Annotated in this window: 17 protein-coding genes; 10 read left to right on the top strand and 7 right to left on the bottom strand. The window is 34.8% G+C overall.

Features of this window, described 5'->3' with window-relative positions; all coding sequences use genetic code 11:
• Nucleotides 1-74: 74 nt before the first annotated feature.
• Nucleotides 75-2141, top strand: a complete 2067-nt coding sequence (locus BLP44_RS11210) for a beta-N-acetylhexosaminidase (RefSeq protein ID WP_091132982.1) — start codon at nucleotides 75-77, stop codon at nucleotides 2139-2141.
• Between the two features lie 486 nt (nucleotides 2142-2627).
• Nucleotides 2628-7364 carry a T9SS-translocated chitinase ChiA gene (gene chiA / locus BLP44_RS11205; RefSeq protein ID WP_091132978.1) on the top strand — a complete coding sequence of 1579 codons (4737 nt, stop codon included), beginning with the start codon at nucleotides 2628-2630 and terminating at the stop codon, nucleotides 7362-7364.
• A gap of 195 nt (nucleotides 7365-7559) precedes the next feature.
• On the opposite strand, the gene BLP44_RS23150 is transcribed toward chiA, so the two are convergent.
• Nucleotides 7560-7703, bottom strand: a complete 144-nt coding sequence (locus BLP44_RS23150; protein WP_244511750.1) for a hypothetical protein — start codon at nucleotides 7701-7703, stop codon at nucleotides 7560-7562.
• Between the two features lie 293 nt (nucleotides 7704-7996).
• On the opposite strand from BLP44_RS23150, the gene BLP44_RS11195 reads away from it, so the two are divergent.
• Both BLP44_RS11195 and BLP44_RS11190 read left to right on the top strand, forming a co-directional pair.
• On the top strand, nucleotides 7997-8770 hold the full coding sequence (locus BLP44_RS11195) for a TlpA family protein disulfide reductase (protein WP_091132974.1): 774 nt from the start codon (nucleotides 7997-7999) through the stop codon (nucleotides 8768-8770).
• A 326-nt stretch (nucleotides 8771-9096) separates the two neighbouring features.
• Nucleotides 9097-10716: an ABC-F family ATP-binding cassette domain-containing protein gene (locus BLP44_RS11190; protein WP_091132969.1), complete on the top strand. Its 1620-nt coding sequence runs from the start codon at nucleotides 9097-9099 to the stop codon at nucleotides 10714-10716.
• 215 nt (nucleotides 10717-10931) lie between these two features.
• Here BLP44_RS11190 and BLP44_RS22950 read toward each other — a convergent pair whose 3' ends face one another.
• The 3 genes from BLP44_RS22950 to BLP44_RS11180 form a co-directional block, all read right to left on the bottom strand.
• Entirely contained in the window at nucleotides 10932-11105 is a 174-nt protein-coding gene (locus tag BLP44_RS22950; RefSeq protein WP_165352393.1) for a hypothetical protein, read from the bottom strand.
• Nucleotides 11106-11275: 170 nt separating this feature from the next.
• The gene (locus tag BLP44_RS11185; RefSeq protein WP_091132965.1) at nucleotides 11276-12238 is read right to left on the bottom strand and encodes a hypothetical protein; all 963 of its coding nucleotides are present in this window, start codon (nucleotides 12236-12238) and stop codon (nucleotides 11276-11278) included.
• Nucleotides 12239-12267: 29 nt separating this feature from the next.
• Nucleotides 12268-12882 carry a RipA family octameric membrane protein gene (locus BLP44_RS11180; protein ID WP_091132961.1) on the bottom strand — a complete coding sequence of 205 codons (615 nt, stop codon included), beginning with the start codon at nucleotides 12880-12882 and terminating at the stop codon, nucleotides 12268-12270.
• Nucleotides 12883-13134: 252 nt separating this feature from the next.
• Here BLP44_RS11180 and pyrR point away from each other — a divergent pair, with 252 nt between their 5' ends.
• The 6 genes from pyrR to BLP44_RS11150 all read left to right on the top strand — a co-directional run bounded on the left by pyrR (nucleotide 13135) and on the right by BLP44_RS11150 (nucleotide 17774).
• Nucleotides 13135-13674: a bifunctional pyr operon transcriptional regulator/uracil phosphoribosyltransferase PyrR gene (gene pyrR / locus BLP44_RS11175; RefSeq protein ID WP_091132957.1), complete on the top strand. Its 540-nt coding sequence runs from the start codon at nucleotides 13135-13137 to the stop codon at nucleotides 13672-13674.
• Between the two features lie 185 nt (nucleotides 13675-13859).
• Nucleotides 13860-14789 (top strand): aspartate carbamoyltransferase catalytic subunit, encoded by a 930-nt coding sequence (locus tag BLP44_RS11170; RefSeq protein ID WP_008468865.1) that lies wholly within the window; start codon nucleotides 13860-13862, stop codon nucleotides 14787-14789.
• Between the two features lie 205 nt (nucleotides 14790-14994).
• A complete protein-coding gene (locus tag BLP44_RS11165) occupies nucleotides 14995-15327 on the top strand; it encodes a hypothetical protein (protein ID WP_008468866.1) in 333 nt (110 codons plus the stop codon).
• A 59-nt stretch (nucleotides 15328-15386) separates the two neighbouring features.
• Entirely contained in the window at nucleotides 15387-16292 is a 906-nt protein-coding gene (locus BLP44_RS11160) for a ribonuclease Z (RefSeq protein ID WP_091132955.1), read from the top strand.
• Nucleotides 16293-16437: 145 nt separating this feature from the next.
• Complete coding sequence (gene pdxH, locus BLP44_RS11155) at nucleotides 16438-17082, top strand: pyridoxamine 5'-phosphate oxidase (protein ID WP_066034104.1); 645 nt, start codon at nucleotides 16438-16440, stop codon at nucleotides 17080-17082.
• A 185-nt stretch (nucleotides 17083-17267) separates the two neighbouring features.
• Entirely contained in the window at nucleotides 17268-17774 is a 507-nt protein-coding gene (locus BLP44_RS11150) for a CAP domain-containing protein (RefSeq protein ID WP_170830230.1), read from the top strand.
• A gap of 116 nt (nucleotides 17775-17890) precedes the next feature.
• On the opposite strand, the gene BLP44_RS11145 is transcribed toward BLP44_RS11150, so the two are convergent.
• The 3 genes from BLP44_RS11145 to BLP44_RS11135 all read right to left on the bottom strand — a co-directional run.
• On the bottom strand, nucleotides 17891-19834 hold the full coding sequence (locus tag BLP44_RS11145) for an OmpA family protein (RefSeq protein ID WP_091132952.1): 1944 nt from the start codon (nucleotides 19832-19834) through the stop codon (nucleotides 17891-17893).
• A gap of 12 nt (nucleotides 19835-19846) precedes the next feature.
• Nucleotides 19847-20764: a PorP/SprF family type IX secretion system membrane protein gene (locus BLP44_RS11140; protein ID WP_008468871.1), complete on the bottom strand. Its 918-nt coding sequence runs from the start codon at nucleotides 20762-20764 to the stop codon at nucleotides 19847-19849.
• A gap of 130 nt (nucleotides 20765-20894) precedes the next feature.
• Nucleotides 20895-25565, bottom strand: a 4671-nt coding sequence (locus BLP44_RS11135) for an HYR-like domain-containing protein (protein WP_091132948.1), incomplete at its 5' end; no start/stop codon positions are given.

Here is a 25565-nt window from a genome sequence, read left to right as displayed (position 1 = left end):
AATCATTCTGAGTTTTGTTTTTTATATAAATTGCGGATACTTATTAAAAACTATCCAACCAAAAAAAAAGAAAAATGAAATATCTATTTGTACTATTATTTGCTGGCATATCTGCAGGTGCTCAAGTCCAGAAAGAGCAGCTGAATCTTATGCCTTGGCCTCAGAATGTTGTTATTAATGAAGGTAATTTTAATTTAAGCAAAAATTTTAAAGTAAACATTACTGGAAATCCAAATCCAAGAATTTTTGGTGGAGTAACTCGTTTTTTGCGCCGTTTGGATGGTAGAACAGGTATATTTTTCGAGCAAGGTTTTATTGAAAAATTAAATGAAGTTCCAAATGCGGAATTACAGATTAATTGCACCAAAAGCGGTAAAATTGGTTTATACGAAGACGAAAGTTATCATTTAGATATTACTTCAAACAAAATCACTTTAAACGCTTCAAGCGATTTAGGAGCTTTACATGGTTTAGAGACTTTATTGCAAATGCTTCAAAACAATTCAAAAACATTTTATTTTCCAGCTTCAAAAATTTCAGATTTCCCAAGATTTACATGGAGAGGTTTAATGATGGATGTTTCAAGACATTTTCAGCCAATTGATGTAGTGAAAAGAAATATTGATGCACTGGCAGCAATGAAAATGAATGTTTTCCATTGGCATTTGGTTGATGATCAAGGCTGGAGAATTGAAATGAAAAAACATCCAAGATTTACGCAAGTAGCTTCGGATGGAATGTATTACACACAAGAGGAAATTAAAAATATCGTAAAATATGCCGATGAGCGCGGTATTTTAATTGTCCCAGAAATAGATGTTCCAGGTCACGGATCTGCAATCTTAACTGCTTATCCAGAAATTGGAAGCAAAGTGATTACGCTGACAGGAGGAACATCCGAAAAAAATATTCAAGGTACAGCAATTGCTACCTATGGAATTGAAAGAAATGCTGGAATTTTTTCGCCAACATTAGATCCTTCAAATCCTAAAACATACCAGCTTTTAAGCGAGGTTTTTGATGAGGTTTGTCCGTTGTTTCCAGGTGCTTATTTTCACATTGGAGGAGATGAAAACGAAGGAAAAGACTGGGATGCAAATCCTAAAATTCAAGAATTCAAGAAGAAGCATAATTTAAAAACCAACCACGAACTGCAAACGTATTTCACGATGCAATTGGCACCGATGTTAAAGAAACACGGAAAACAATTAATGGGTTGGGAAGAAATTTTAACCAAAAATTTATCTAAAGAAGCCATTGTGCATTCTTGGAGAGGTCCAAACGAAGGAATGCCAGCTGGACAATCTCTTGTAGATGCCGTTAAAAAAGGATACAAAACAGTTTTATCAAATGGATATTATATTGATTTAATGTATCCAATCGCAAGCCATTACCTAAATGACCCAATGCCAAAAGGAGCTAATTTAACTAGTGACGAAAAAGCAAGAATTTTAGGCGGAGAAGCTACAATGTGGACCGAGTTGGTTACCCCAACAACGATAGATTCGAGAATTTGGCCAAGAACTGCTGCAATTGCAGAAAGATTATGGTCGGCAGAAGATGTAGTAGATGTTGAGAATATGCGCAAGCGTTTAGAAAATATTTCTTTTAGATTGGAAGAATTGGGCATTACACATATCAGAAACAAAGATGTGATTTTAAGAAACATTTCAAACAATCAAGATATCAAATCATTGGAAGAATTCTCTAATGTAAGCGAACCATTGAAAGGATATACTCGTAACAAAGGAGGAACAGAGTACCAAATGTATTCTCCGTTTACCTTGTTTGCAGATGCCTGCGGACCAGATGCAAAAGATGCTTTAGCATTTGACGCAGCTGTAAGCCAATATTTAGCTAATAAATCGGCAGACAATAAAGCCAAAGTGGCTGCATTTTTTACAAAATGGATTGCAGTTCATAAAGGATTAACAGAATTAAGCAATAACGCACCGTTGGTGCAGCCAATATTACCATTATCTAAAAAACTAAATGATGCTTCTCAGGAACTATTATTGGTTTTGGATAATAAATCAACTTTAGCGCCTGCAGATCTGAAAAAATTGATTGAACAATGCAATACAAAAGATCATGCAGATGTAGAACTGTCTGTTTATGAGAGTTTAAAGAAATTAATTTAGAGTTGGATTTGAATTAGTATTTAGTACGTTTTTGAGTTACTAATGTTTTTTTAGAGTGATAATTATCTCTGCCATATTTATGGCAGGGGTAATTACAATGACAACTTTGAATTTTTAGAACAAACACATCAGAAATAATCAGTAAAAATTTTAAAAAAATAACCAATAACGGAGTATTAACCTTTTAAAAACCAAATAGAAAGAATACCACAAAACATGACAATAAAAGAGTATAGATTGATGAGTAGTCCCAAATTTATCATTTGTATTTAACATTAATTTTTTAAAAATTATAAATAAATATCAATCACTACTATTGGCTAATGATTATGTATGAATCAGTAATAGTAATATTTATCTATAGAATTTAATTTGAGTTTATTTCCAATCGATAGCAGCCTTCCAACCTGCAGTTGAGCGAAACCCAGAAGCTTGATGCTGCTGCGGCCCAATTACTTATTTTCTATTAACTAATATTTATTAATTATGAAACATTTTTACAGATTGCTCTTTTTGTTACTGTTTCCCTTACTTGCGTTGGCGCAACCAGCCCACGGAAAAAAAGTAGTAGGGTATTATGCACAATGGTCTATCTATGCCAGGGACTTTAATGTTCCGAAGATTGATGGAAGTAAATTGACGCATTTAAATTATTCTTTTTATGGGACCACTTATGATCCTGCCCATCCTGAGAATACAAAATTAAAATGTTTAGACACTTATGCTGATTTTGAGCATATGGAAGGTGGAATTCCTTGGGATGCACCAGTAAAAGGAAACTTTTATGATTTAATGAAATTGAAAGAAAAGTATCCGCATTTAAAAGTTTTAATCTCTGTGGGAGGCTGGACAAAAGGTCAAGATCTTTCTCCAATTGCTGCAAGTCCTGTAGCAAGAGCGGCTTTAGCAGCAGACATGGCAAACTTCATTACTACATACCCGTTTATTGATGGTTTCGATATCGATTGGGAATATCCTCTTTCTGGTGGAACTGACGGTACAGAAATAGTAAATGGTGCGCCTGTTCCTCCACAAAAATATAGCCCAGACGACAATAAAAATTTAGTGCTTTTATTGAAAGCGATGCGTCAGGCAATGCCAAATAAACTGGTTACAATTGCTGCTGGAAACAATGTTAGAAATGTTTCTAAACAGTATTTAGGGCCAAACAACAGAGCACAATACGGAATGACAGAAGATATTTCGACTTATTGCGACTATATCACTTATTTCGGATACGATTTTGGCGGTAACTGGTACGATAAAACTTGTTACAACGCACCTTTATATGCAAGCGGAAACCCTAATGACCCGTTGTATGGCGCAACGCAATCAGAATCATTAGACGAATTGACTAATCAATATTTGAATGTAATTGGTTTTCCTGCCAATAAATTAATCATGGGATTGCCTTTTTACGGAAAAAAATTCGATAACGTTGCTGCAAATTCAACAAACGGATTATTTGTTTCAGCACCAAGATATGTAGTTCCTGGATGTACAAATCCGCAAAACCCAACAGGAACATGGGATGGTTCTGGAGCTTGTGAAAAATCTGGAAGTATCGAAATCTGTGATTTAGTTGGAAATCCAGTTACCAATTCACACGCTTATTTAGATCCAAACACAATGCAGGTTACTGCAAGTGCAGCTTCTGCAGGATGGGTGAGATATTGGGATAACACAACAAAAGTTCCTTATTTATATAATGCTACTTCAAAAGAATTTATTTCTTATGAAGATAAACAGTCAATGGATTTAAAAGTTCAATATATAAAATCTAGAAACTTAGCAGGAGGTATGATTTGGGAATTATCTCAAGATACAAGAGGCTCAATTCCGAATTCATTATTAAACCAAGTTGATACTTCTTTTGGAAGCGTTGTTCCAGGAACAGTTAGTATTTCTGGTTCTGTAAAAAACGGATCAGCTTTGGTTACCAATGTTACGGTTGAATTGCGAAATGCAAGCAATGCAGTAATTCAAACAGTAGTTTCTGCTACAGGAAACTTTGCTTTCAATAATTTAACTTCAGGACAAAATTATTCGCTTACAGCAGTAAAAGCAAGTTATACATTTGTTCCTGTTAGTTTAACGAATGTTACAGTTAATCAGACAGGAGTAACAATCAACGGAACTCAACCAACTTACACAGTAAGCGGAACGGTTCTAGACGGAACAACAGGAGTTTCTGGTGTTACAGTTTCTGCAGTTTCTGGAAGCACAACTTTGACAGGAGTTTCAAATGCGAGTGGAGCGTATAGTGTTGCTGGATTAACAGCTGGTTTAAACTTTACCGTTACGGCCGCAAAATCTGGATTCTCTTATACACCGGCTTCAACAGTTTACAATGCAATTGACGCGAATAAAACGCTTAATTTTACTCAAGGAGCAGCAGTGGTAACGTACACTGTAAGCGGAACAGTTCTTAACGGAACAACTCCAGTTTCTGGTGTAACAGTAACTGCATCATCTACAGCAGGAAATGTTACAGCAACTACTAATGCAAGCGGAGCATATTCATTGACTTTAGCTTTTGGTGGAAATTATACAGTTACAGCTGCTTTAACAGGCCAAACATTCACGCCAGCATCTACAGTTTATTCTAACTTGAATGCTAATAAAACATTGAATTTTACTCAAGATGTTGCAACAACTACGAGCAAAATCAGTGGAACAGTTAAAAACGGAACAATTCCTGTTGCTGGCGCGAAAGTAGAATTGGTTTTACCTTGGACAGATAATAACCACAACTGGAAAAGCGTTTTAGCAACAACAGATGCACAAGGAAAATACAGCTTTGACAATTCGGTTATAGATGGTTATACACAGGCTTTGAGTTTGAAATTAAACTCTTGGCAAAATGGCGAAGTGGCTTATTATCCAAATAATCTAGCCAACTTTGCAATTCCTGCAACTCCTACGGTTTATAATTTCAATACAAGTTCAACGGCTAAAGTAGCATTAGCAGCAGCTACAAATCTAATCAGCGGAACTGTGAAAAATGGTTCAACGCCTGTAGCGAATGCTAAAGTAGAAATCGTTTTACCATGGACCGATAATACACACAACTGGAAAAGCGTTCTAGCGACAACAGATGCATCAGGAAATTATACTTTTGATAATTCAGTTGTAGCAGGATATACGCAAATTCTAAGCTTGAAATTAAATTCATGGCAAAATGGAGAAGTAGCCTATTACCCAAATAATCTGGCAAACTTTGCTGTTCCGACAACGCCAACAATTTATAATTTTAATACACAAACTACGGTTGTGACTAAGCCAGTAGTTGCCATTACAGCGCCAACAGCTTCGGCGATTGCTATAAATTTAGGATCATCAATTAATTTTGTGGCAAGTGTTGGATTAAGCGCTGCCGATGCGACTACAATCTCATCTGTTGTATTTAGTTTAGACGGACAAACGATAAGTGCTACCAATTCTTCTGGAACTTATACTTCGGTTTGGACGCCAGCAGCAAATCAGTTTGGAGTTTCTCATACGTTAACCGTTACGGCTACTGCATCAAACGGAACAACAGATTCAAAAACCTATAGTTTTACATTAACTTGTTCGGGTGCAAATTGTCCAAATACATTACCTGTAATTACTTGGAATTCGCCGTCGAATACTACAATATACCAAAGCTCTTTCCAAGCTGTTCCAATTTCAGTTACAGCGGTTGACAGCGACGGATCAGTTTCTGGTGTTACTATTACCATAAATGGAGGGACATTTAATATGACAGCAGGTACAAATAATACTTATACATATAATTTTACGCCAACTGCTTATCAGGATTATCCAATTGTAATCAAAGCAACAGATAATAAAGCTGCTGTGACTACTTTAAACAATACTATTAAAATTGCTACAATAAGTGGTAATAGATTTATTCCGCTTCCATCTAAAATTATTTTAGGGTATGCGCATTCTTGGGAAAATACTTCAGCTCCATTTTTATATTTTTCTCAAATAAAGGGAAGCAAATTTAACGTAGTCGATTATGCTTTCGTAGAAACCGTTAATCGTGATGGTTATACTCCAATACTAACTACAAATGATGCTAGATATTTGACCAATGGAGTTTTCGATAAGCAATTATTGAAAAATGATATAAAATCTTTAAGAGATAGCGGTGTTCCTGTTATTGTCTCTATTGGAGGTCAAAATGGACATGTTGTTTTAGAAAATGTTACTCAGAAAAATATTTTCGTTAATGGTTTAAAAGCGATTATCGATGAGTACCAATTTGATGGAGTTGATATTGATTTTGAAGGCGGATCGATGAATTTTAGCGCAGGAGGTTTAAGAGATATTTCTTATGCGGGTATTTCAGCTTATCCAAGATTGAAAAACGTAGTAGATGCTTTCAAAGAATTAAAAGCGTACTATGGCCCTGGATTCTTGTTAACTGCAGCTCCAGAAACACAATATGTACAAGGTGGTTATACTACTTATACAGATACTTTCGGTTCGTTCTTGCCGATCATTCAAAACTTACGTAACGAATTGGATTTGTTAGCGGTACAATTGTACAACACAGGAGGGGAAAACGGATTAGACGGCCAGTATTATGGTACAGCTAAGAAAGCAAACATGGTTACTGCTTTAACTGATATGATTATAAAAGGGTATAACATTGCTTCAACAGGAATGCATTTTGATGGTTTGCCAGCTTCAAAAGTTCTTATTGCATTGCCAGCTTGTCCGAGTGCGGCAGGTAGCGGATATCTAACTCCTACAGAAGGAATTAACGCTATGGACTATTTAAGAAACGGAACCAATTTCACTGGAAGAACCTACACTATGCAGCCAGGCGGACCATATCCTTCTTTAAGAGGTTTAATGACTTGGTCTGTAAACTGGGATGCCTCTTCTTGCGGTAATTCATCTGAATTGTCTAAAGCGTATGCAGCTTATTTTGCATCGCAAGCTACGGCTAAAACATTGGCTGTAGAAGATATAACGCCTGATAGCAATACGACTGTGGCTTATTTTAGAAACAATACTTTATCGGTATCTAATGAAACAGAAGAAATTGCTCAGGTTGACGTGTTCAATACGATAGGACAAAATGTTACAAGCCACAGAAACATTCAAAACAATAAAGAAGTGTTGCTTAACAGCCCAAGTTTTGCTAGTAAACAGATTTTTGTTGTGATTGTAACCAATAAATCAGGACACAAAAAGTCATTGAAAGTAATGAACTTTTTAAACTAAAATAAAAGTATTGAAAATTTAGAAATAAGAAAATTGGGACGGTTAAAATTGAGTTTGGTTATTTATTTTTTAACCTAATTTTTATTTCTTAAATGCTGTGAATTGAGGTAATTTGTTATTTGGTTTTTGCCTCATGTAGAGCATTATGAACCCGACAATTTTATTGTCGGGTTTTTTTATGGCTAAAACATTTTTTTATGCCTCCAAATAAGGATCTAAAACTTCTGCAAGTTGATTAAGCCAATAAAAATTATCATCGACATTCTTTATTCCCGATTTTATCGTTTCGCATTTTCTCATAACTGATAATGAAAGTACATTATTTACTTCGCGTATCATTTTTGCCATTTCTTTACAATCAATTTTGTCTGTAAGAAATCGTTTAATCTTGTTTCAAGTTCGGTTGAAAAATTATTTGTAATCATTATCTTATTTTTTTAGCAAATCTAAAGAATTACTATTTTTATTGTGACACATATTTGTTTCATAATGAAAGATTTTAGAAAAAAATCTGCAGTCCCGATAGCTATCGGGAGCGAGAAACCCTTTGCGAACTCTGCGTAAATCCTTTGCGAACTTCGCGGTTAAAAAGAAATCCGTACTTTTGAATTACAATTATCGCATAAAACTTCATGAAAAAATTATTAATTATTTTAATCACATTTTTAGTTTCTACTCTCTCTTTCGGCCAAAATAAATTCGGAAATCCAGAAGTCGATCCCACTCAAATTCAAAAAACTTACCCAGAATGGTCCGTTTATCAGAATAAAAAAATAATGCTTTCGAGAGATTTTACCGCTTTAGACGAAGCTTCAAAAGAAATAACAAAAGAAGCCTTTTTAGATAAATTAGCAAACGGGAACTTTATCCCAGTTCGATTGAAATCTGAAGCGAATATTTACGTCTATAAGCTTTTTAAAATTCAGCCAAAAACAGATACAAGTATAAAAGCGACAATCAATCAAATTGGTTTTGATGCTTATAAAAACTATAAAATGGAAGGAACCGCTTTTCCTCAATTCTCATTCAAAGATTTAGACGGAAATCTAGTAACCAACGAATCCATGAAAGGAAAAATCATTGTGATAAAATGCTGGTACATTCACTGCACGCCATGCATCAGAGAGTTTCCTCAAGTCAACAAATTGACCGAAGAATATAAAGACAGAAAAGATATCGTTTTCATGAGTTTGGCCGAAGATTCAGCAGAACAATTAAAAACGTTTTTAGCTAGAAAACCTCTTTTGTATTCTGTAATTCCAGACATGAAAGAATATATGAATAATGCTTTGCAACTGAATTCTTTCCCAACACATTTTATTCTAAACAAAGAAGGAATGATTGCAAAAGTGCTTCCTAATTTTGAAAGTTTAGAAGTGGCTTTAGAAAAGGAAAGTAAACTCTAGCTAAATTAATCTCGCAAAGTTTTATACCAAAGTAACCTCATTTTTGTCATTTCGACGAAGGAGAAATCTTCGCGAGAAATTCCGGTCCTAATAATTGCCAATCTTTGTAGAGTCACTTGTGAAGATTTCTCCTTCGTCGAAATGACAAGATTGTGTAATAACACTTCATCATTGCATTTATAATACTTTGGATGAAACAAAACTTTGCGTCTTCGCGACTTTGCGAGAAAATATTCACGCAAAGAAAAAAACCTTAGCCCCTTAGCATCTTTGCAACTTAGAACCTTTTTCACTACTTTTGCACCAAATTAATTAAAAAGACATTCATGTTAACAGTCAATAATTTATCAGTTCAGTTTGGTAAAAGAGTTTTATTTGATGAAGTAAATACAACTTTCACTCATGGAAATATTTACGGAGTTATCGGAGCAAATGGTGCTGGAAAATCTACTTTCTTAAAAGTGATTTCGGGCGATATCGACCCAACTTCTGGACACATTCATTTAGAGCCGGGAAAACGTATGTCGGTTTTAAACCAGAACCACAACATGTTCGACGAACATACTGTTTTGGAAACCGTTTTAATGGGAAATAAAGTTCTGTACGCTGTTAAAAAAGAAATGGATGAACTTTATTTGGATTATAATGATGCCAACGCAGACCGAATTGGAGAGCTTCAAGTTCAGTTTGAAGAAATGAACGGATGGAACGCCGATTCTGATGCCGCAGCGATGTTATCTAACTTAGGAATCACAGAAGCAGATCATTATACTTTAATGGCTGATATGGAAGGAAAAATGAAAGTACGTGTGCTTTTGGCGCAAGCACTTTTCGGAAATCCTGATTTGCTGATTATGGATGAGCCTACCAACGATTTGGATTTCGAGACAATCGCTTGGTTAGAAAACTTCTTGGCAAACTACGAAAACACTGTAATTGTTGTATCTCACGACCGTCACTTTTTAGATGCGGTTTGTACACATATTTCTGATATTGATTTCGGAAAAATCAACCACTACTCAGGAAACTATACGTTCTGGTACGAGTCTAGCCAATTAGCGGCAAAACAACGTGCGCAGCAAAACAAAAAAGCAGAAGAGAAGAAACAAGAGTTGGAAGAATTTATTCGTCGTTTTAGTGCAAACGTGGCGAAATCGAAACAAGCTACTTCTCGTAAAAAAATGATTTCGAAATTAAACATTGCCGAAATCAAACCTTCAAGCCGTCGTTATCCTGCAATTATTTTCGATCAAGATCGCGAAGCGGGAGATCAGATTTTGAACGTTCAAAATTTAGCGGCTTCTGTAGACGGAGAGGTTTTATTTAAAGATGTGGATCTGAATATGGCAAAAGGCGATAAAATCGTTCTTTTCTCTAAAGATTCACGCGCAACAACTGCTTTCTACGAAATCTTAAACGGAGAACAAAAAGCAGACGCAGGAACTTTTGATTGGGGAATTACTACGAACCAAGCGTATTTGCCAGCTGAAAACCATAAATATTTCGAAAACGATTTGACTTTAGTGGATTGGTTACGTCAGTATGCAAAAACGGAAGAAGAGCGTGATGAGGTATTTATTAGAGGTTTCTTAGGAAAAATGATTTTCTCCGGAGAAGAAGCTCTTAAAACATCTAGAGTTTTATCTGGAGGAGAAAAAGTGCGTTGTATGTTGTCTAGAATGATGATGGAGCGTGCTAACGTTTTAATGCTAGACGAACCGACAAACCACTTAGATTTGGAGTCTATTACAGCTTTCAATAACTCATTGAAAAACTTTAAAGGTTCTGTAATCTTCACAACACATGACCACGAGTTCGCACAAACAGTTGGTAACAGAATCGTAGAGTTGACACCAAACGGAGTTATCGATCGTTACATGACATTTGACGAATATCTTGATGATGAAAAAATTCAAGAACAAAGAAAGAAGATGTACAATCTTTAATCTTTAAATTCCAATATATTAAAATCCCAAATTCCAATTTTTGTGAATTTGGGATTTTCTATTCTATATCTTTCAAGCATAGTTTGTCATTTCGACGAAGGAGAAATCTTCGCAAGGAACTCGACAAAGATTGGACTTTGTTCTACATCGATAAAAAAAATCCCAAATTCCGATTAAACTTGGAATTTGGGATTTTTTATTTGTTTATTTTACTACTATTTGCTTCCGAACATTTTGGCAAAAATCCAGATAATAATCGCAATAATAAAGATTACTATAAATATCCCGAATCCCATTCCGGCTTTAAAAATGTCTCCTATAACTTCACAGCTTGAAAATGAAAACAGTATTACAAATACCATTAACAATCTTAGTATTTTATTTTGCATGATTCTGATGTTTTAAATTGATACTTAAAATTACTTCACGAATCAGGAAAATGTGTTATAGAATTTTTTGGAAATGTTTTAGGATTTGGAGCAAAAGTTTTTTTAAAAAACAATACGGTTAGTATTTAAAATTAATGCTAAATAAATGTTTAAAAACAATCTCGTAATTTTTAACTTAAAACTATATTAATGCTTCCTGATGAACAGTGATTACAAGTTTCTCCTTCCTCAAGTGGTATTCCACAATAAATACATTCTGAATTTCGATGTAATTTTCTATTACGTATTCCTAATTTATCTAAAATGGATGATTCGTTAATTTCTAATTTACAAAATTCACATTTTAATTTTATAATTTCGTGGCCTATAGTTTCTTCAAGTAATCTAAGTTGATTAAATTCAACGATGGGTTTTAAATAAATTATTGCAATATTTTTGCAAGAAGGACATTCAATTTTATCTTTATGTCTTGAATCAAGAATTGTTTGAGTACTTTTTTCTTTTTGTGTAATAAAATTTTCGTTACCACTTAACGATTTCCATATTTCTTGATGTGTTTCTATTAATATTTTTAATTTTTCATTTAAATCAGTTTGTAGAGAAGCAGAAATTTTAGAAAGTTTTATGTGTTTTCCATCAAAAAAATGTCTTTTATCAATTTGAAGCTCTTTTGAAAAAGAAAGAAGCATTGTGTAAAAATCACGTTGAATAATTTCTTTAATACTCTGTTTTTCCAATTGATTAAGCTCGCAATGCGCAATTATATCTCTTGCTTTAGAAATTGTAAATAAAATATTTTTATGATTTATAGTGCTTTCCGAAACTAATTGTGTTCTTAATAAGCTATTGTTAAAAGTTATTACATCGGAATTTGGTTTGTTTTCTAATTGTTTAGATCCAGATATGGTTGATAATATTTTATCAGGATACAAAGTTTGTAAAGAATGTTTAAAATCGGGTTCTATTAGTATATACGTTGGGTTTATTTCATACAAAATTCCTTTTAATAATCTTTCACAGCCTAAAGCCATATTAAAAGCTAATTGTATAATTTCATTATCGGGGATAGTATATTCAATTCTTCTAGAAACTTCGTTAAAGAATACAAAACTATCTTTCAAATAATTATTCATAATTTTTAAGGTTTTTTTAAATTGTTTTTTTAGTTGTGTATTACTTTTCCTTCTCTTATAGAGTATCTAAAGTATCCAATCAGTAGAATATGTACAATAATAACATAGATTGTGAAAAAATGAGGCTTTGCACAGTATTCAAATTGAAAGAATATAAATTTTTTGTCGAAAGAATTAAATAAATCTTTAAGCCATAAAAGAAACCATAATATAACGGTTAAATCGCTCAATAGCATTGTTAATTTTGAAACTGAAAATCTATAAGGGGTAGTTATAAAATGCTTGCTGTTTTTGTAAATTAAGTACGAAGTTTCACTTTTAAACAAATCAAAATCTAATTCGTTTTCGTAAATTACCGCCATTGTTTCCCAGTGCTCTTGCCAATATTTGCTTCCTCTAATACTTAGTGAAAATATGATGTTATAGAGAAGACCTATCAGTGAAATAAATATGAGGTATTTTTCATCTACTTTCGAACCAAAATATCCAGCTAAAACAATTGCAATAGTTCCCCAAAAAAAAAGTGTTCGTTTCCAAAAATTTTCAATTTCAAATTTTCGTAACTCTAGAATTTTATCATAAAGATTTATGCTATAAATTTCTTTTAAATTTTTAAATGTTCTAGGTAAATTTTTGTTCCCCATTTTTTTGTTTTTTATAAAGTAGCTATAAGTAGTTGCTTGCTATTAATTTTACATATCTATTTGCTAAAATATAATTTTGATCGTAAAATAGTTTAAAAAGTAAGTTTTTTTTAAACTATTGAAGATATTTATCCAAAATTCTTTTTTTACTCCAAATTGAGATCTGTAAAAAAAGGTATATTTCCAACCCCAACACCCCAACAAATAAAATCAGATTCCGTATATTTGCGCAACCAAACATTACAATCACTTATGAGTCAAAAAGTATTACTTAATTCTAAAGAAGTTACTATCATACTCCATCGTTTGGCTTGTCAGTTAATCGAAAAACATCTTGATTTCTCTGAAACTATTTTAGTTGGAATTCAGCCAAGAGGCGTTTTTTTAGCTGAACGTTTAAAACAAATATTAGAAAACGAATACATGGTTCCTGAAATTTCTTTAGGATACTTGGACATCACTTTTTTTAGAGATGATTTCCGTCGTACTGATAAACCGCTTGAAGCCAATAAAACCCAAATCAATTTTATAGTAGAAGACAAAAAAGTCATTTTTATTGATGACGTTTTGTTTACCGGAAGAAGCATTCGTTCTGCCTTAACTGCCATTCAATCTTTCGGAAGACCTTCAGAAATTGAATTATTGGTTTTAATAGACAGACGTTTCAGCCGTCATTTACCAATTCAACCCGATTATAGAGGCCGTCAGGTAGATGCTATTAATGGTGAAAAAGTAATTGTAAGCTGGAAAGAAAATGATGGTGAAGATGTTGTTCACCTTGTGACGAATTAAATTTGGTTAATCGTGTAATCGGTTAATTGTTTAATCGATTTATTTCGATTAAATAATTTAACAAATTTTAAAATTAGTTGAACCGTTAAATCGCAAAGCAGACGATTAAACAATTAAACAAATAAACGGTTAAACATTAAAAAAACGATTAAACAATTCAACGATTAAACATATAAACACACACAATGAAAGAATTAAGCGTAGATCATTTATTAGGAATCAAATATATCAACGAGAATGATATTAACCTGATTTTTGAAACGGCAGATCATTTTAAAGAAGTCATTAATAGACCAATTAAAAAAGTTCCTTCATTACGAGATATTACTATTGCCAATATTTTCTTCGAAAACAGTACCAGAACCAAACTCTCTTTCGAATTAGCGCAGAAACGTTTATCTGCTGATGTCATCAGTTTTTCTGCAGCTCAATCATCGGTTAAAAAAGGAGAGACTTTGATTGATACTGTAAATAATATCCTTTCAATGAAAGTGGATATGGTTGTAATGCGCCACTCTAATCCCGGAGCGGCTTATTTTTTATCTAAAAATGTCAAAGCAAGCATTGTAAACGCAGGAGACGGAGCACATGAGCATCCAACTCAGGCTTTATTGGACAGTTATTCTATCAGAGAAAAACTGGGAGATGTTGCTGGAAAAAAAGTAGTTATTGTAGGCGATATTCTGCACTCGCGTGTAGCGCTTTCAAACATATATGCTTTGCAGATGCAAGGCGCAGAAGTAAAAGTTTGCGGACCAAAAACGTTGATTCCAAGATATATTGAATCGCTTGGTGTTACGGTTGAACCGAATTTAAGAAAAGCGCTAGAATGGTGCGACGTAGCGAATATGCTTCGTGTACAAAACGAGCGTATGGATGTGAATTTCTTCCCATCAACACGCGAGTACGCACAGCAATATGGAGTAGATAAACCGCTTTTGGATTCTCTTAGCAAAGAAATTGTAATCATGCACCCTGGGCCAATCAATAGAGGAGTAGAGATTACTTCTGAAGTGGCCGACTCAGAACATTCTGTAATCTTAAATCAGGTTGAGAATGGTGTAGCGATTAGAATGGCGGTTATTTATTTGCTGGCCTCTAAGATTCAGCAATAATTTTGTTTCTGGTTTAAAATTTAACCGCAAAGTTCGCAAAGAGCTACGCGAGGTTCGCAAAGCTTTGTTTTTTCTTGTGTACTTTGCGAAAAAACCTTGCGAACTTTGCGGTTAAGCTCACAAAGTTTGGCAACTTAAATTTGAAACTTGAAACAACAAAAAAACTTAGTAAATTAGCATAAATATAAGCCCTCAAAAATATAAAATGAAAGTAGATCAAAAAGGACATACCGTTACGATTAAAGATACGCAAGGAGATGTAAATGCTTTCTTGGAAAAAGTAACGCAACAATTTAAAACCTTTGAAAAACAAAATATTATAATCGATTTATCAGCTGATTCTAATATTTCAGAAAATGATTTAAAAGCTTTTTTACCGCTTTCTAAAGTTCAGAAAAAAGCAAAAAAATCGTTTGTAATTGTAGCAACCGATCTTGATTTTAATGCTATTTCAGATAAATTGGTTGTGGTGCCTTCTCTTTTAGAAGCTCACGATATTATCGAAATGGAAGAAATAGAAAGAGATCTAGGTTTCTAATAATTAACAATTGATAATTAAAAATTAATAATTGTCAATTATCAATTTTTAATTGAGAAATGAAATTAACTATACTTGGCTGTTATGCCGCAACTCCCAGAACGCTTACTAATCCGACTTCGCAGGTTTTAGACATTAAAAACAGATTATTTTTAATTGACTGCGGCGAAGGAACTCAAGTTCAGCTTCGTAAAAACAAGATTAAATTCTCAAAAATTAATCACATTTTTATCTCACATCTTCATGGAGATCATTTGTATGGATTAATAGGTACTATTTCAACTTTTTCACTTTTAGGCAGAACCACAGATTTGCATATCTATGGTCCAAAAGGAATTAAAGAATTGATTCTGCTTCAGTTAAAATTGACAGAATCATGGACAACTTATTCTTTGTTTTTCCATGAATTAGAATCGAAAGAAAGCGAAGTTATTTTTGAGGATAAGAAAGTTATCGTAAAAACAATCCCGTTGAAGCATCGCGTTTATACCAATGGTTATCTTTTTCAAGAAAAACCAGACGAAAGAAAATTAAACGTAGAAGCTGTTCAGCGCTATAATATACATGTTGCGTATTATCAGAAAATAAAAAATGGCGGAGATATTACGCTTGACGATGGAACTATAATTGAAAACGAAAAACTTACTTTTGACCCACCGCCAGCAAAAAGTTATGCTTTTTGTTCGGATACGGTTTATAACGAAGATATAATTCCAATTATACAGAACACAGATATTTTGTATCACGAATCGACATTTTTAGAATCGGAGGCAAGATTGGCAGAAAAAACACTTCATTCAACGGCAAAAGAAGCTGCAAATATTGCTTTAAAAGCTAATGTAAAGCAATTGATTTTAGGTCATTATTCAACACGATATGATGGAATAGAGTCTTTTAAGAAAGAAGCTGAGGAAGTTTTTCCAAATGTGCTTTTGGGAGATGATGGAGTGAGTTTTGATCTTTAAAGTTGCTAAGATACTAAGGTTCTAAGATGCTAAGTTTCTTATTGTAACTAGAAGGGCTTCGACTCCGCTCAGCCTGACAAACTTGAAAACTGAAACTTGAAACAAAAAATCTAAAATCTAAAGTCAATAATCTAAATAATAAATCATGAACGATTTAAGTAATTATAGAAAATCTTACGAGAAAAGCGAGTTATTGGAAACTAATATTCCTGAAGATCCGATTAATCTTTTTAACCGATGGTTTCATGAAGTGGAAGATTTTGGCGGAAGCGGAGAGGTAAATGCTATGACGGTTTCGACGATTGGATTGGATGGTTTCCCTAAATCTCGTGTGGTTTTATTGAAGAAATTTTCTGAGGAAGGTTTTATATTTTATACCAATTATAATTCAGAGAAAGGAAAAGCAATAGAAGCAAATCCAAATATTTGTCTGTCATTTTTTTGGCAGGAGATGGAACGTCAGGTTATTATTAAAGGAATTGCGCAGAAAACTTCTGAGATTATTTCAGATAATTATTTTGATTCAAGACCTGAAGGCAGTAAACTTGGAGCGATTGTTTCTAATCAAAGCGAAGTGATTCCGTCAAGAACATTCTTAGAAGAAAACTTAAAAAAACTAGAAGCCGAATTTGACGGAAAACCAATTCCTAGACCTGAAAATTGGGGCGGTTATATTGTGACTCCGCTGCAAGTTGAATTCTGGCAGGGAAGACCAAATCGACTTCATGATAGAATTCGTTATACTAGCCAGTCAGATTTTTCTTGGAAGATTGAAAGATTATCTTCGTAAAAGTATTTTTACGTAGGAATTTTATATGTAAAAATATAAAATGAATGCATTTCGTCGATTATTTTTGCACTTTAACGGTAAATTGAATACGTTTGGAATACAATAAAGCAAACGATATTTATTCAAAGATAAATTTAAAGGATTTGCCCCAACATTTACTTTAAACCGCTACAATGCTGATGATTATGAAAAAGATTACGCGCACCATGTTGTTCATTGCGATTTTAGTCGCAATGAACGCATGTTCTGCTGACGCTGCCGAAGCAAGCTTGGATACTACTAGTCCAACAGAAACGCTTGTTGCAAATTACACATACAACGATACCGAAATAGAAACGATGAGACTGATAAACGAATACCGTTTGAGTATTGGTTTAAATGCTTTGGAAAGAGTGAATCATATATCTTTTAAATGTGAAGAGCATAACAAATATATGATTGAAAATAATGTTGTGAATCATAATGATTTTGCGGCTAGATCTAGCAATATGACGAGTGTATTAGGAGCAAAAAAAGTAGGAGAGAATGTTGCCTACAATTATAAAACTCCTGAGGCAGCTGTAAGAGCTTGGCTAGAAAGTCCGGGTCACAAAGAAAATATTGAAGGAGATTTTACTCATTTTGGATTGTCTGTCACGACAGATCCAGCTACAGGAAAAAAATATTATACTAACATTTTTGTTAAGCTTTAAAGATTTATTGAACAGGTTGGTTTTTTAGAAGTCGTTGTGATTCATAGAATTGCAACGACTTTTTAAATTAAAAAAGCTGCTTTTAAGCAGCTTTTTTTGTTGGTCTATTGTTAAGATTATAAAGCGGTGATAATAAATTCGCTTCGTCTATTGGCCTGATGTTCTTCTTCGGTACATGGAACGCCATCAGCACATTTATTTACAAGTTCTGTTTCACCATATCCTCTTCCAGTTAATCGGTTTGGCGCAATTCCGTTTTTAACCAGCCATTGAATAGTTGATTTGGCTCTTCGGTCAGATAAAGCTTCGTTGTATTGATGAGAAGCTCTACTGTCTGTGTGCGAACGGATGTCTAGTTTCATATTAGGATAATCGTTAAGAACAGCTAGTATCTTTTCTAGATCCAATGCAGCTTCGGTTCTAATATTTGATTTATCCAAATCGAAATAAATCATTTTAATGCCGAAACATTTTCCTAAATCATCTCCAACGGTAACTTTACAGGTTGCTTTTTCCAGTGCAATTGGCAAGTTTGTTTTACCGCTTGTTTTTTCAATCGTAACGCTTAATTCTCTGGTTGTGTATTCTGGTTTTTCGGCTCTAACATAATAAGTTTTTCCGCAATCTACAGCAAAAGAGTAAAGACCTGAACCATCTGCAGCAACAGAGTTTTTAAGATTCATCTGATCATCGTACAAAGTAACTTTTGCTCCAGGCAGCACGGCACCGGTTTCAGCATCTGTTATAGCGCCATACAATTCCTGAACACATCTGAGCCTTTTAGTTTCTAGAAATTTGTAAATATCATCAGAACCCTGTCCGCCCTCTTTGTTGGAACTGAAAAAACCTCTTCTTGTTTCGGGATCAATGATGTACGCAAAATCATCTTTTGGCGAATTGACATCTGCTCCCACATTTTGGATATTGCTAACTTTTCCGCTATTGTCGATATCGCCAACAAAAACATCCAAACCTCCCAAACCTGGACGCCCGTCAGATGCAAAATAAATCTCATTTTCGCTGGTCAGATACGGATAGGTTTCTTTTCCCTCTGTATTAATGCTATTTCCGAGATTTTCTGGTGGTCCATATCCGCCATTTGGATTTATGGCAACCTTATATATATCGGACTCTCCGATTGACCCTGGCATATCAGAAGCAAAATAAAGCGTTTTTTCATCAGGACTAAGAGCTGGGTGAGCCGTGCTATAGTTATTGCTATTGAAAGGAAGCTCGGTAATATTGGTCCATTTATTATCTTTTCCCAGCTCTGCTTTGTAAAGTTTTATTAAGGTAACTTTGTTTTCGTCTTTTCCTTTTTTTCCATCAATATAGTTATTCCTGGTAAAATAAACTGTTTTCCCATCTTTTGTGAACACGGGAGAGGCCTCATGAAATTTGGTATTAATAGCAGATTTGAATTTATTTACCTTTGATGTGCTTCCTGTTGCAGGATCTAAATCTGCATCGTAAATGTTGGTGAAATATTCTCCCGTCCATTTGTGTTTGCGTTTTGTAAAATTTCCAGTATCTCGCGCTGAAGCAAAATATATTTTGTTGTTGTAAATAAATGATCCGTAATCTGAGTACCTGCTATTTATACCTGCATCTTCTATCTGGTACCTCCCAGAATTTGCTTTAATCTGGTCCAAGTAGTTTACATCTTCTTTGTAAAGTTTTCCTCTGCTGTCATTTTTGGAGATAGCATTAAACTCATCCAGAAATTTATTGGCTTTGCTGATGTCGCCAGTAGATTTTAGAGATTGCGCATATCTAAAATAGTATTCTGGTTCCACTTTTGTGTTCATTGCAAATAACTCGCCATACCATTTTGCCGCATTTTGAAAATCTGAATTGAAGTAATAGGCATTTCCCAGTTTTTTAAACATATCTTCAGATTTGTAGCCTTTTGCAGCAACTTTTTCATAAGTTTTTATTGCATCTACATAAGCATAGCCGTCATATTTTTTGTCTGCATTATTTATTTTTGACTGCTGTGCATAACTGCTAAATGAAAAAGCACCTATAATTGTAATTAAAAGTAGTGTATAGTTTTTCATGATACCTAATTTTTAGAAGAAACGAGGAGTTGTCATTTTGCCTTTGTTTGAGAAGAATTCATAGCGAAGGAAAATTTCGTGTGATCCTGAATTATAATTGTTTAAGTTTGAAGTTTCTCTATCATACCCATAACCTAAATAAAGTCCGTCTGTGATTTGAAATCCAACCATAGCGCTTAAAGAAGCGCTCCATCTATAGGCTGCACCAAGCATAAATTTATCATAGAACATAAAGTTGGCTGAAAGATCTACTTGAAGCGGTGCGCCCTGAACCATTTTGGCTAAAACAGCAGGTTTAAATTTTACATATTCATATTTGTCAAGATTGAATACATAACCTCCAATTAAATAATAATTGATTTTGTCTTTGTAAATTGCTACGTCATTGTCGTCGTAACGATTTGTTTCAATAAAATTTGGAACAGACAAACCAATATAAGCTTTATCAGAATGCCAGTAGACTCCAGCTCCAACATTTGGACTGAATTTATTGTTTAAATCCTGAAATTGAGGATCTCCCTGATCAGCAGGATTTAATTTATTTACATCTAAATTGAAAATATTTGCAGTTCCTTTAATACCAAATGAAAGTTTAAAATCGGCAGATGTCTGAACTGTATAAGAGACATCTACTGAGATATTATTCTCATTGGTAGGACCAATTTTGTCATTGACTAATGAAGCCCCTATACCTAGTTTGCTATTATTTATAGGAGAGTTAACTGAAAAACTGCTTGTTTCTGGTGCTCCGTCGAGACCTACCCATTGGGTGCGGTAAAGACCAAAAATACTAAGTGCTCCACGAGAACCTGCATAGGCAGGATTTATATTTATTGTGTTATACATATATTGTGTATACTGTGCATCTTGCTGTGAATACCCTGAACATGTAACTAACAGAATGACGAAGAAAAATAATTTTGTTCTCATAGTAGATTTTATTTAATAATTACTATTGACTTTTTAAATCATTGAATTTCAATGTTTTTGTTGAGATGGTTAAATTTTACGGATGTTTTTAAATACGCTGTAAAATGATATTTACAGCGTATTCTAAGTACTATTTGGATAGATACAAGTATCCGTCTAATTTATGATCTTGAACATTGTTGTTTCCATCCAGAGATTTATAGTTAATAATGTAAAAATAAGTTCCAGTTGGTAGTCCGTCAGATTGCTTAACAGTTGTTCTTCCTCTTGAAGTTCCATCAAAAGCATTCGTTGTATTATTGTAGTTTGTAGTTTCAAATACTAAAACTCCCCAGCGATTGTATATTTCCACAGTATTGCCTGGATAACAAGTGGTATCATCGATATTGTCAATTTTAAAGAAATCGTTTATATTATCACCATTTGGAGAAAAAGCATTATGCACTAATACATTACCACAAGCTAAGACTTTACAATCATCATTGATTTCCATATTTAAAACTATGCTTCTCGGACATCTTTCGTCAGCTATTATATATTCAAAAGCATAATTGCCTAATGCTAAACCGAATGGATTAAGAATGCTTCCCTGAAGCGCATTAGTATTGTTTCTATCCTGCCAAACTCCAGTCAATGGACTTCCTTCAGGAAGCAGACTGTTCAAGTTAACTAATGTTGAGTCATCTGTACATGCTGTGCCGCTTACTTCTACAACACCATTTGGAATCACTATGATTGTTACAGTGGCAGAATCGCAGTTTTGAGAACTTAATTTGTCACAGATTGTATAGTTGTAAATATAAGTTCCTGCAGGTGTCAAGCTTGATACATTTACATTACCAGAAGCATCAACTGTAATGTTTGGATCTGTTTTGGTGTTATTCCCTTCGGCTGTAAGTGTAAAGTTTACTAACTCTATTGTTACTGGTGTTCCTCCTTTTAAATCATTACTTAAAACATTGCCTACTAATCCAAAGGTGTTACATCCTATATTACTGTATGTATCATCATTTGCAATTAGTGGGGAAATTACAGTAACGGTTACTATAGCAGTATCACAGTTTCCAAAATCGGCTTTTTCGCAAATTTGGTACGTTAATGTATAAGTGCCTCCCGGTGTATTTGCTGCGACGTTTATTGTTCCGTCAGAAGCTATCGATATCGATCCTGTTGGATCAGTAACGCTTGTTGTTAAAGTTACATCATTGATGTTTACTGCTGAACCATTTAATGTATCGTTGGTTAAAACATTGCCCACTGTGGTTTGTCCTGAGTTTCCTATTATTGGTGCAGGATTGTCATCGTTTGCCACTATAGCAAATGTTGGTCTCGCAGTACAAAAAGGATCAGCAGGAGGATAGTTAACTGTGATAGTTTGGCTTGGATTAAGAGATAGAGTTACATTTGCTGTTGGACGTAATTTTTCAAATCCATCAGCTGCTTCAATCCATCTGTTATTTTCAAAAATCCAGCCTGGCCAGTCAATTCCTTTGCCTTGTTCATCTACTACAGCTCCTGGCCATAGTACACGTCCACTTAATGGCAGATCAGTCATTGTTGTAACTACATTGTTATTGCTATCTGCCCATGCTATGGTCACGCCATTTACAGGAGTAAAGTTTCCTGGTGTTACTACGTAATCTAGGTAAGGAACATCATTAACGCATATTGATGTTGCTGCAACAGTCATAACTGGAGCTTCTATTGTAATGGTAACGGTTGCTGTGTCACAATTGTCTGTTTGATCAGCTTCACAAATTTGATATACCATTGTTAATGTTCCAACTGGAGCATTTGGCAGTACATCAACAGAACCGTCAGCATTTAATTGTAAAAACTCGTTTGGTGTTACAGTTGTTATAATTACATCAGATGCAGTTATAGGATTTCCTTCTAAAGTATCATTTGGCAATACATTAAGTACATTGGTTGTAGTGTGATTTACACCTGCAATTGGACCAGCGCTGTCATCATTAGCTACAATATCTTTGTATTCTTTACAGCTTACACCGAAATCAATATCTAAATGAACCAAATCTTCTGGTGTAACTGTTACGACATAACCGCTATCTGTTGTGGTTTTACAAACGGTATGCAATTGCGCTTTAGTTGTTTTGCCAGCTATGTTTTTAGCAGACATTGAAGGAATGACTTTTACCAAACCAGTAAATCCTAAGTTTGCAGCTACAGTATCGAAATTAGCATCTCTTACCAATTTTACGGTATATTGTCCATAAGGATTTGCTATTTCTGGGCGGTTTCTCCAGAAACCTTCTATTCCCACAATAACTTCATCATGATATCCATTTGGACCATCAATGATCACATTTGCACTAAGAGCATTTCCGAAACCACCAGCATTTAATTCCCCAATATTTTGAGGACCAGCATAGCTTCCGTCTCCGTTAAGATCTATCCATTCCCATTGGGTGTAATCAATAGCTCCATTAGAATCTGGAATGTTTTTAGTAACGGCACCATCATTATTGGCATCATACCATTCATCTTGAATTCCGTTGCTATTAGTATCGTACCAAACATAATCTCCAAGAACAGGAAGTTTAGAAGCTCCATATTCGAAGTTATGAACTTGGAAAGCACATTCCTCTAGAGTAGTAAAGAATAAGCTAGAATCAACAGGGTATAATTGATAGGCACTATTTAAATTAGCATCTTGTACTTGCACTAAATAACTTCCGGCAGGCATTCCTGTAAAACTGTACATTCCGTCTGCACCTGTAATACGCATTTGTATTGGTCCTGTAGTTGTTCCTTGAGGAATCAATGTTACAGGTACATTTGCAAGAGGAGCGTTAGTGTCTACATTTATGATTTGACCAGATATTTTAACTCTATAATTTGGTTCTGTAATCACAACTGTTGCAGTTGCTGTACAAGTTTCATTTTCAGTATTTACTGAAGATGTTGCAGTAAGTGTATAAGTTCCAGCTGGTAGATTAGTATTTCCAACTACCTCATTATTTTGATTGGTAATTACTACAGTAGCTCCAGCACTGCTAGTAACTGCAATTGAACCGTCGCTTTCTCCTTGGCAGCTTACATTTGTAGCAATACCGCTTACAGAAACTTTATTTTCAACTGTAAAGGTTTGAACTAATTCAGTTTTATTGCCTGCACAGTCTGTTAATGTATAAGTTCTGGTTAAGATGTAAGATTCTCCATTACATCCTGTTCCTCCATTGTTAGTGTCGCTTACAGTAATATTTACAGTTCCTGAGCAATTGTCTGTTGCATCTTTTATGTCATCTGGACTTCCTCCTGGAATGTCTGCTGCACTTTGTAGATTGGCAACATCTGCTGGTGCTGTACCGGTTGGAGGAGTAGTATCTCTTACTGTTATAATTTGAGTATAAGAAATTGAATTTCCTCCACAATCACTTGTTGACCAGTTGCGAGTTAAGGTATATTCTGTACCGCATTCGTTTTTAATATCGCTTTTAGTTTCACTGAAAACAATTGGTAAGTCTACATTGCAATTATCAGAAGCTACCATATTAAATGGTTCTGGAACAGCGTCACAAGAAACTGTAATATCTGCAGGAAGTTCACCAGCGAAAGTTGGTTTTGTAGTATCCTGAATTGTGATTACCTGAGTAAAAGTATCAGAAACATTACCGCAGTCATCTTTTACAGTCCATGTATTGGTGTAAGTTCCAGCGTTTGCACAGCTTTCAGAAGCTATGAACTGTCCGCTTACTTTTTCAATGTTTAAAACATCAGCATCGCATAAGTCAGCTGCTGTAGGGAACTGAGCCTGAGCAGCCGCAAGACCTTCTGTATTGCTACATTCTAAAGTTACGTTTAGAGTGCCAGCAACAGTCGTCCAAGTTGGCGCTGTTGTGTCCTGAATGGTGATCACTTGAGTGAAAGTCTCTGAAGTGTTACCACAATCATCTTTCACAGTCCAAGTATTGGTGTATGTTCCAGCATTTCCGCATCCTTCAGAAGCCACGAACTCTCCGCTTACTTTAGTGATGTTTAGGACATCTGAATCGCATAAGTCAGAAGCAGCTGGGATTTTAGCTTGAGCCGCTGCAAGACCTTCTGTGTCATTGCATTCTAAAGTCACGTCTAGAGAGCCAGCAACAGTATTCCAAGTAGGAGAAGTTGTATCTTGAATTGTGATCACCTGAGTGAAAGTAGCAGAAGTGTTTCCGCAATCGTCTTTAACTGTCCAAGTGTTGGTGTAAGTTCCTGCGTTTCCGCATCCTTCAGAAGCCACAAACTGTCCGCTTACTTTTTCGATGTTTAGAACATCAGTATCGCATAAGTCAGAAGCTATAGGGAATTGGGCTTGAGCGGCAGCAAGTCCTTCTGCATCACTGCATTCTAAAGTCACATTTAAAGCTGTTGGAGCAGTTGTCCAAGTAGGAGCAGTTGTGTCCTGAATGGTGATTACCTGAGTGAAAGTCTCAGAAGTGTTTCCGCAATCGTCTTTAACTGTCCAAGTGTTGGTGTAAGTTCCTGCGTTTCCGCATCCTTCAGAAGCCACGAACTGTCCGCTTACTTTTTCGATGTTTAGAACATCTGAATCGCATAAGTCAGAAGCTATAGGGATTTGAGCTTGAGCTGCTGCAAGACCTTCTGTATCGCTGCATTCTAAAGTCACATTCAAAGCTGTTGGAGCAGTTGGCCAAGTAGGAGCAGTTGTATCTTGAATCGTAATTACCTGAGTGAAAGTCTCTGAAGTGTTTCCGCAGTCATCTTTTACAGTCCAAGTGTTGGTATAAGTTCCGGCGTTTCCGCATCCCTCAGAAGCTACGAACTGTCCGCTTACTTT

This window comes from Flavobacterium anhuiense (genome assembly GCF_900101855.1).
Lineage (GTDB): Bacteria > Bacteroidota > Bacteroidia > Flavobacteriales > Flavobacteriaceae > Flavobacterium > Flavobacterium anhuiense.
The sequence above is the reverse complement of the archived record's forward strand: the minus strand, read 5'-3'. Positions and strand labels throughout refer to the sequence as shown.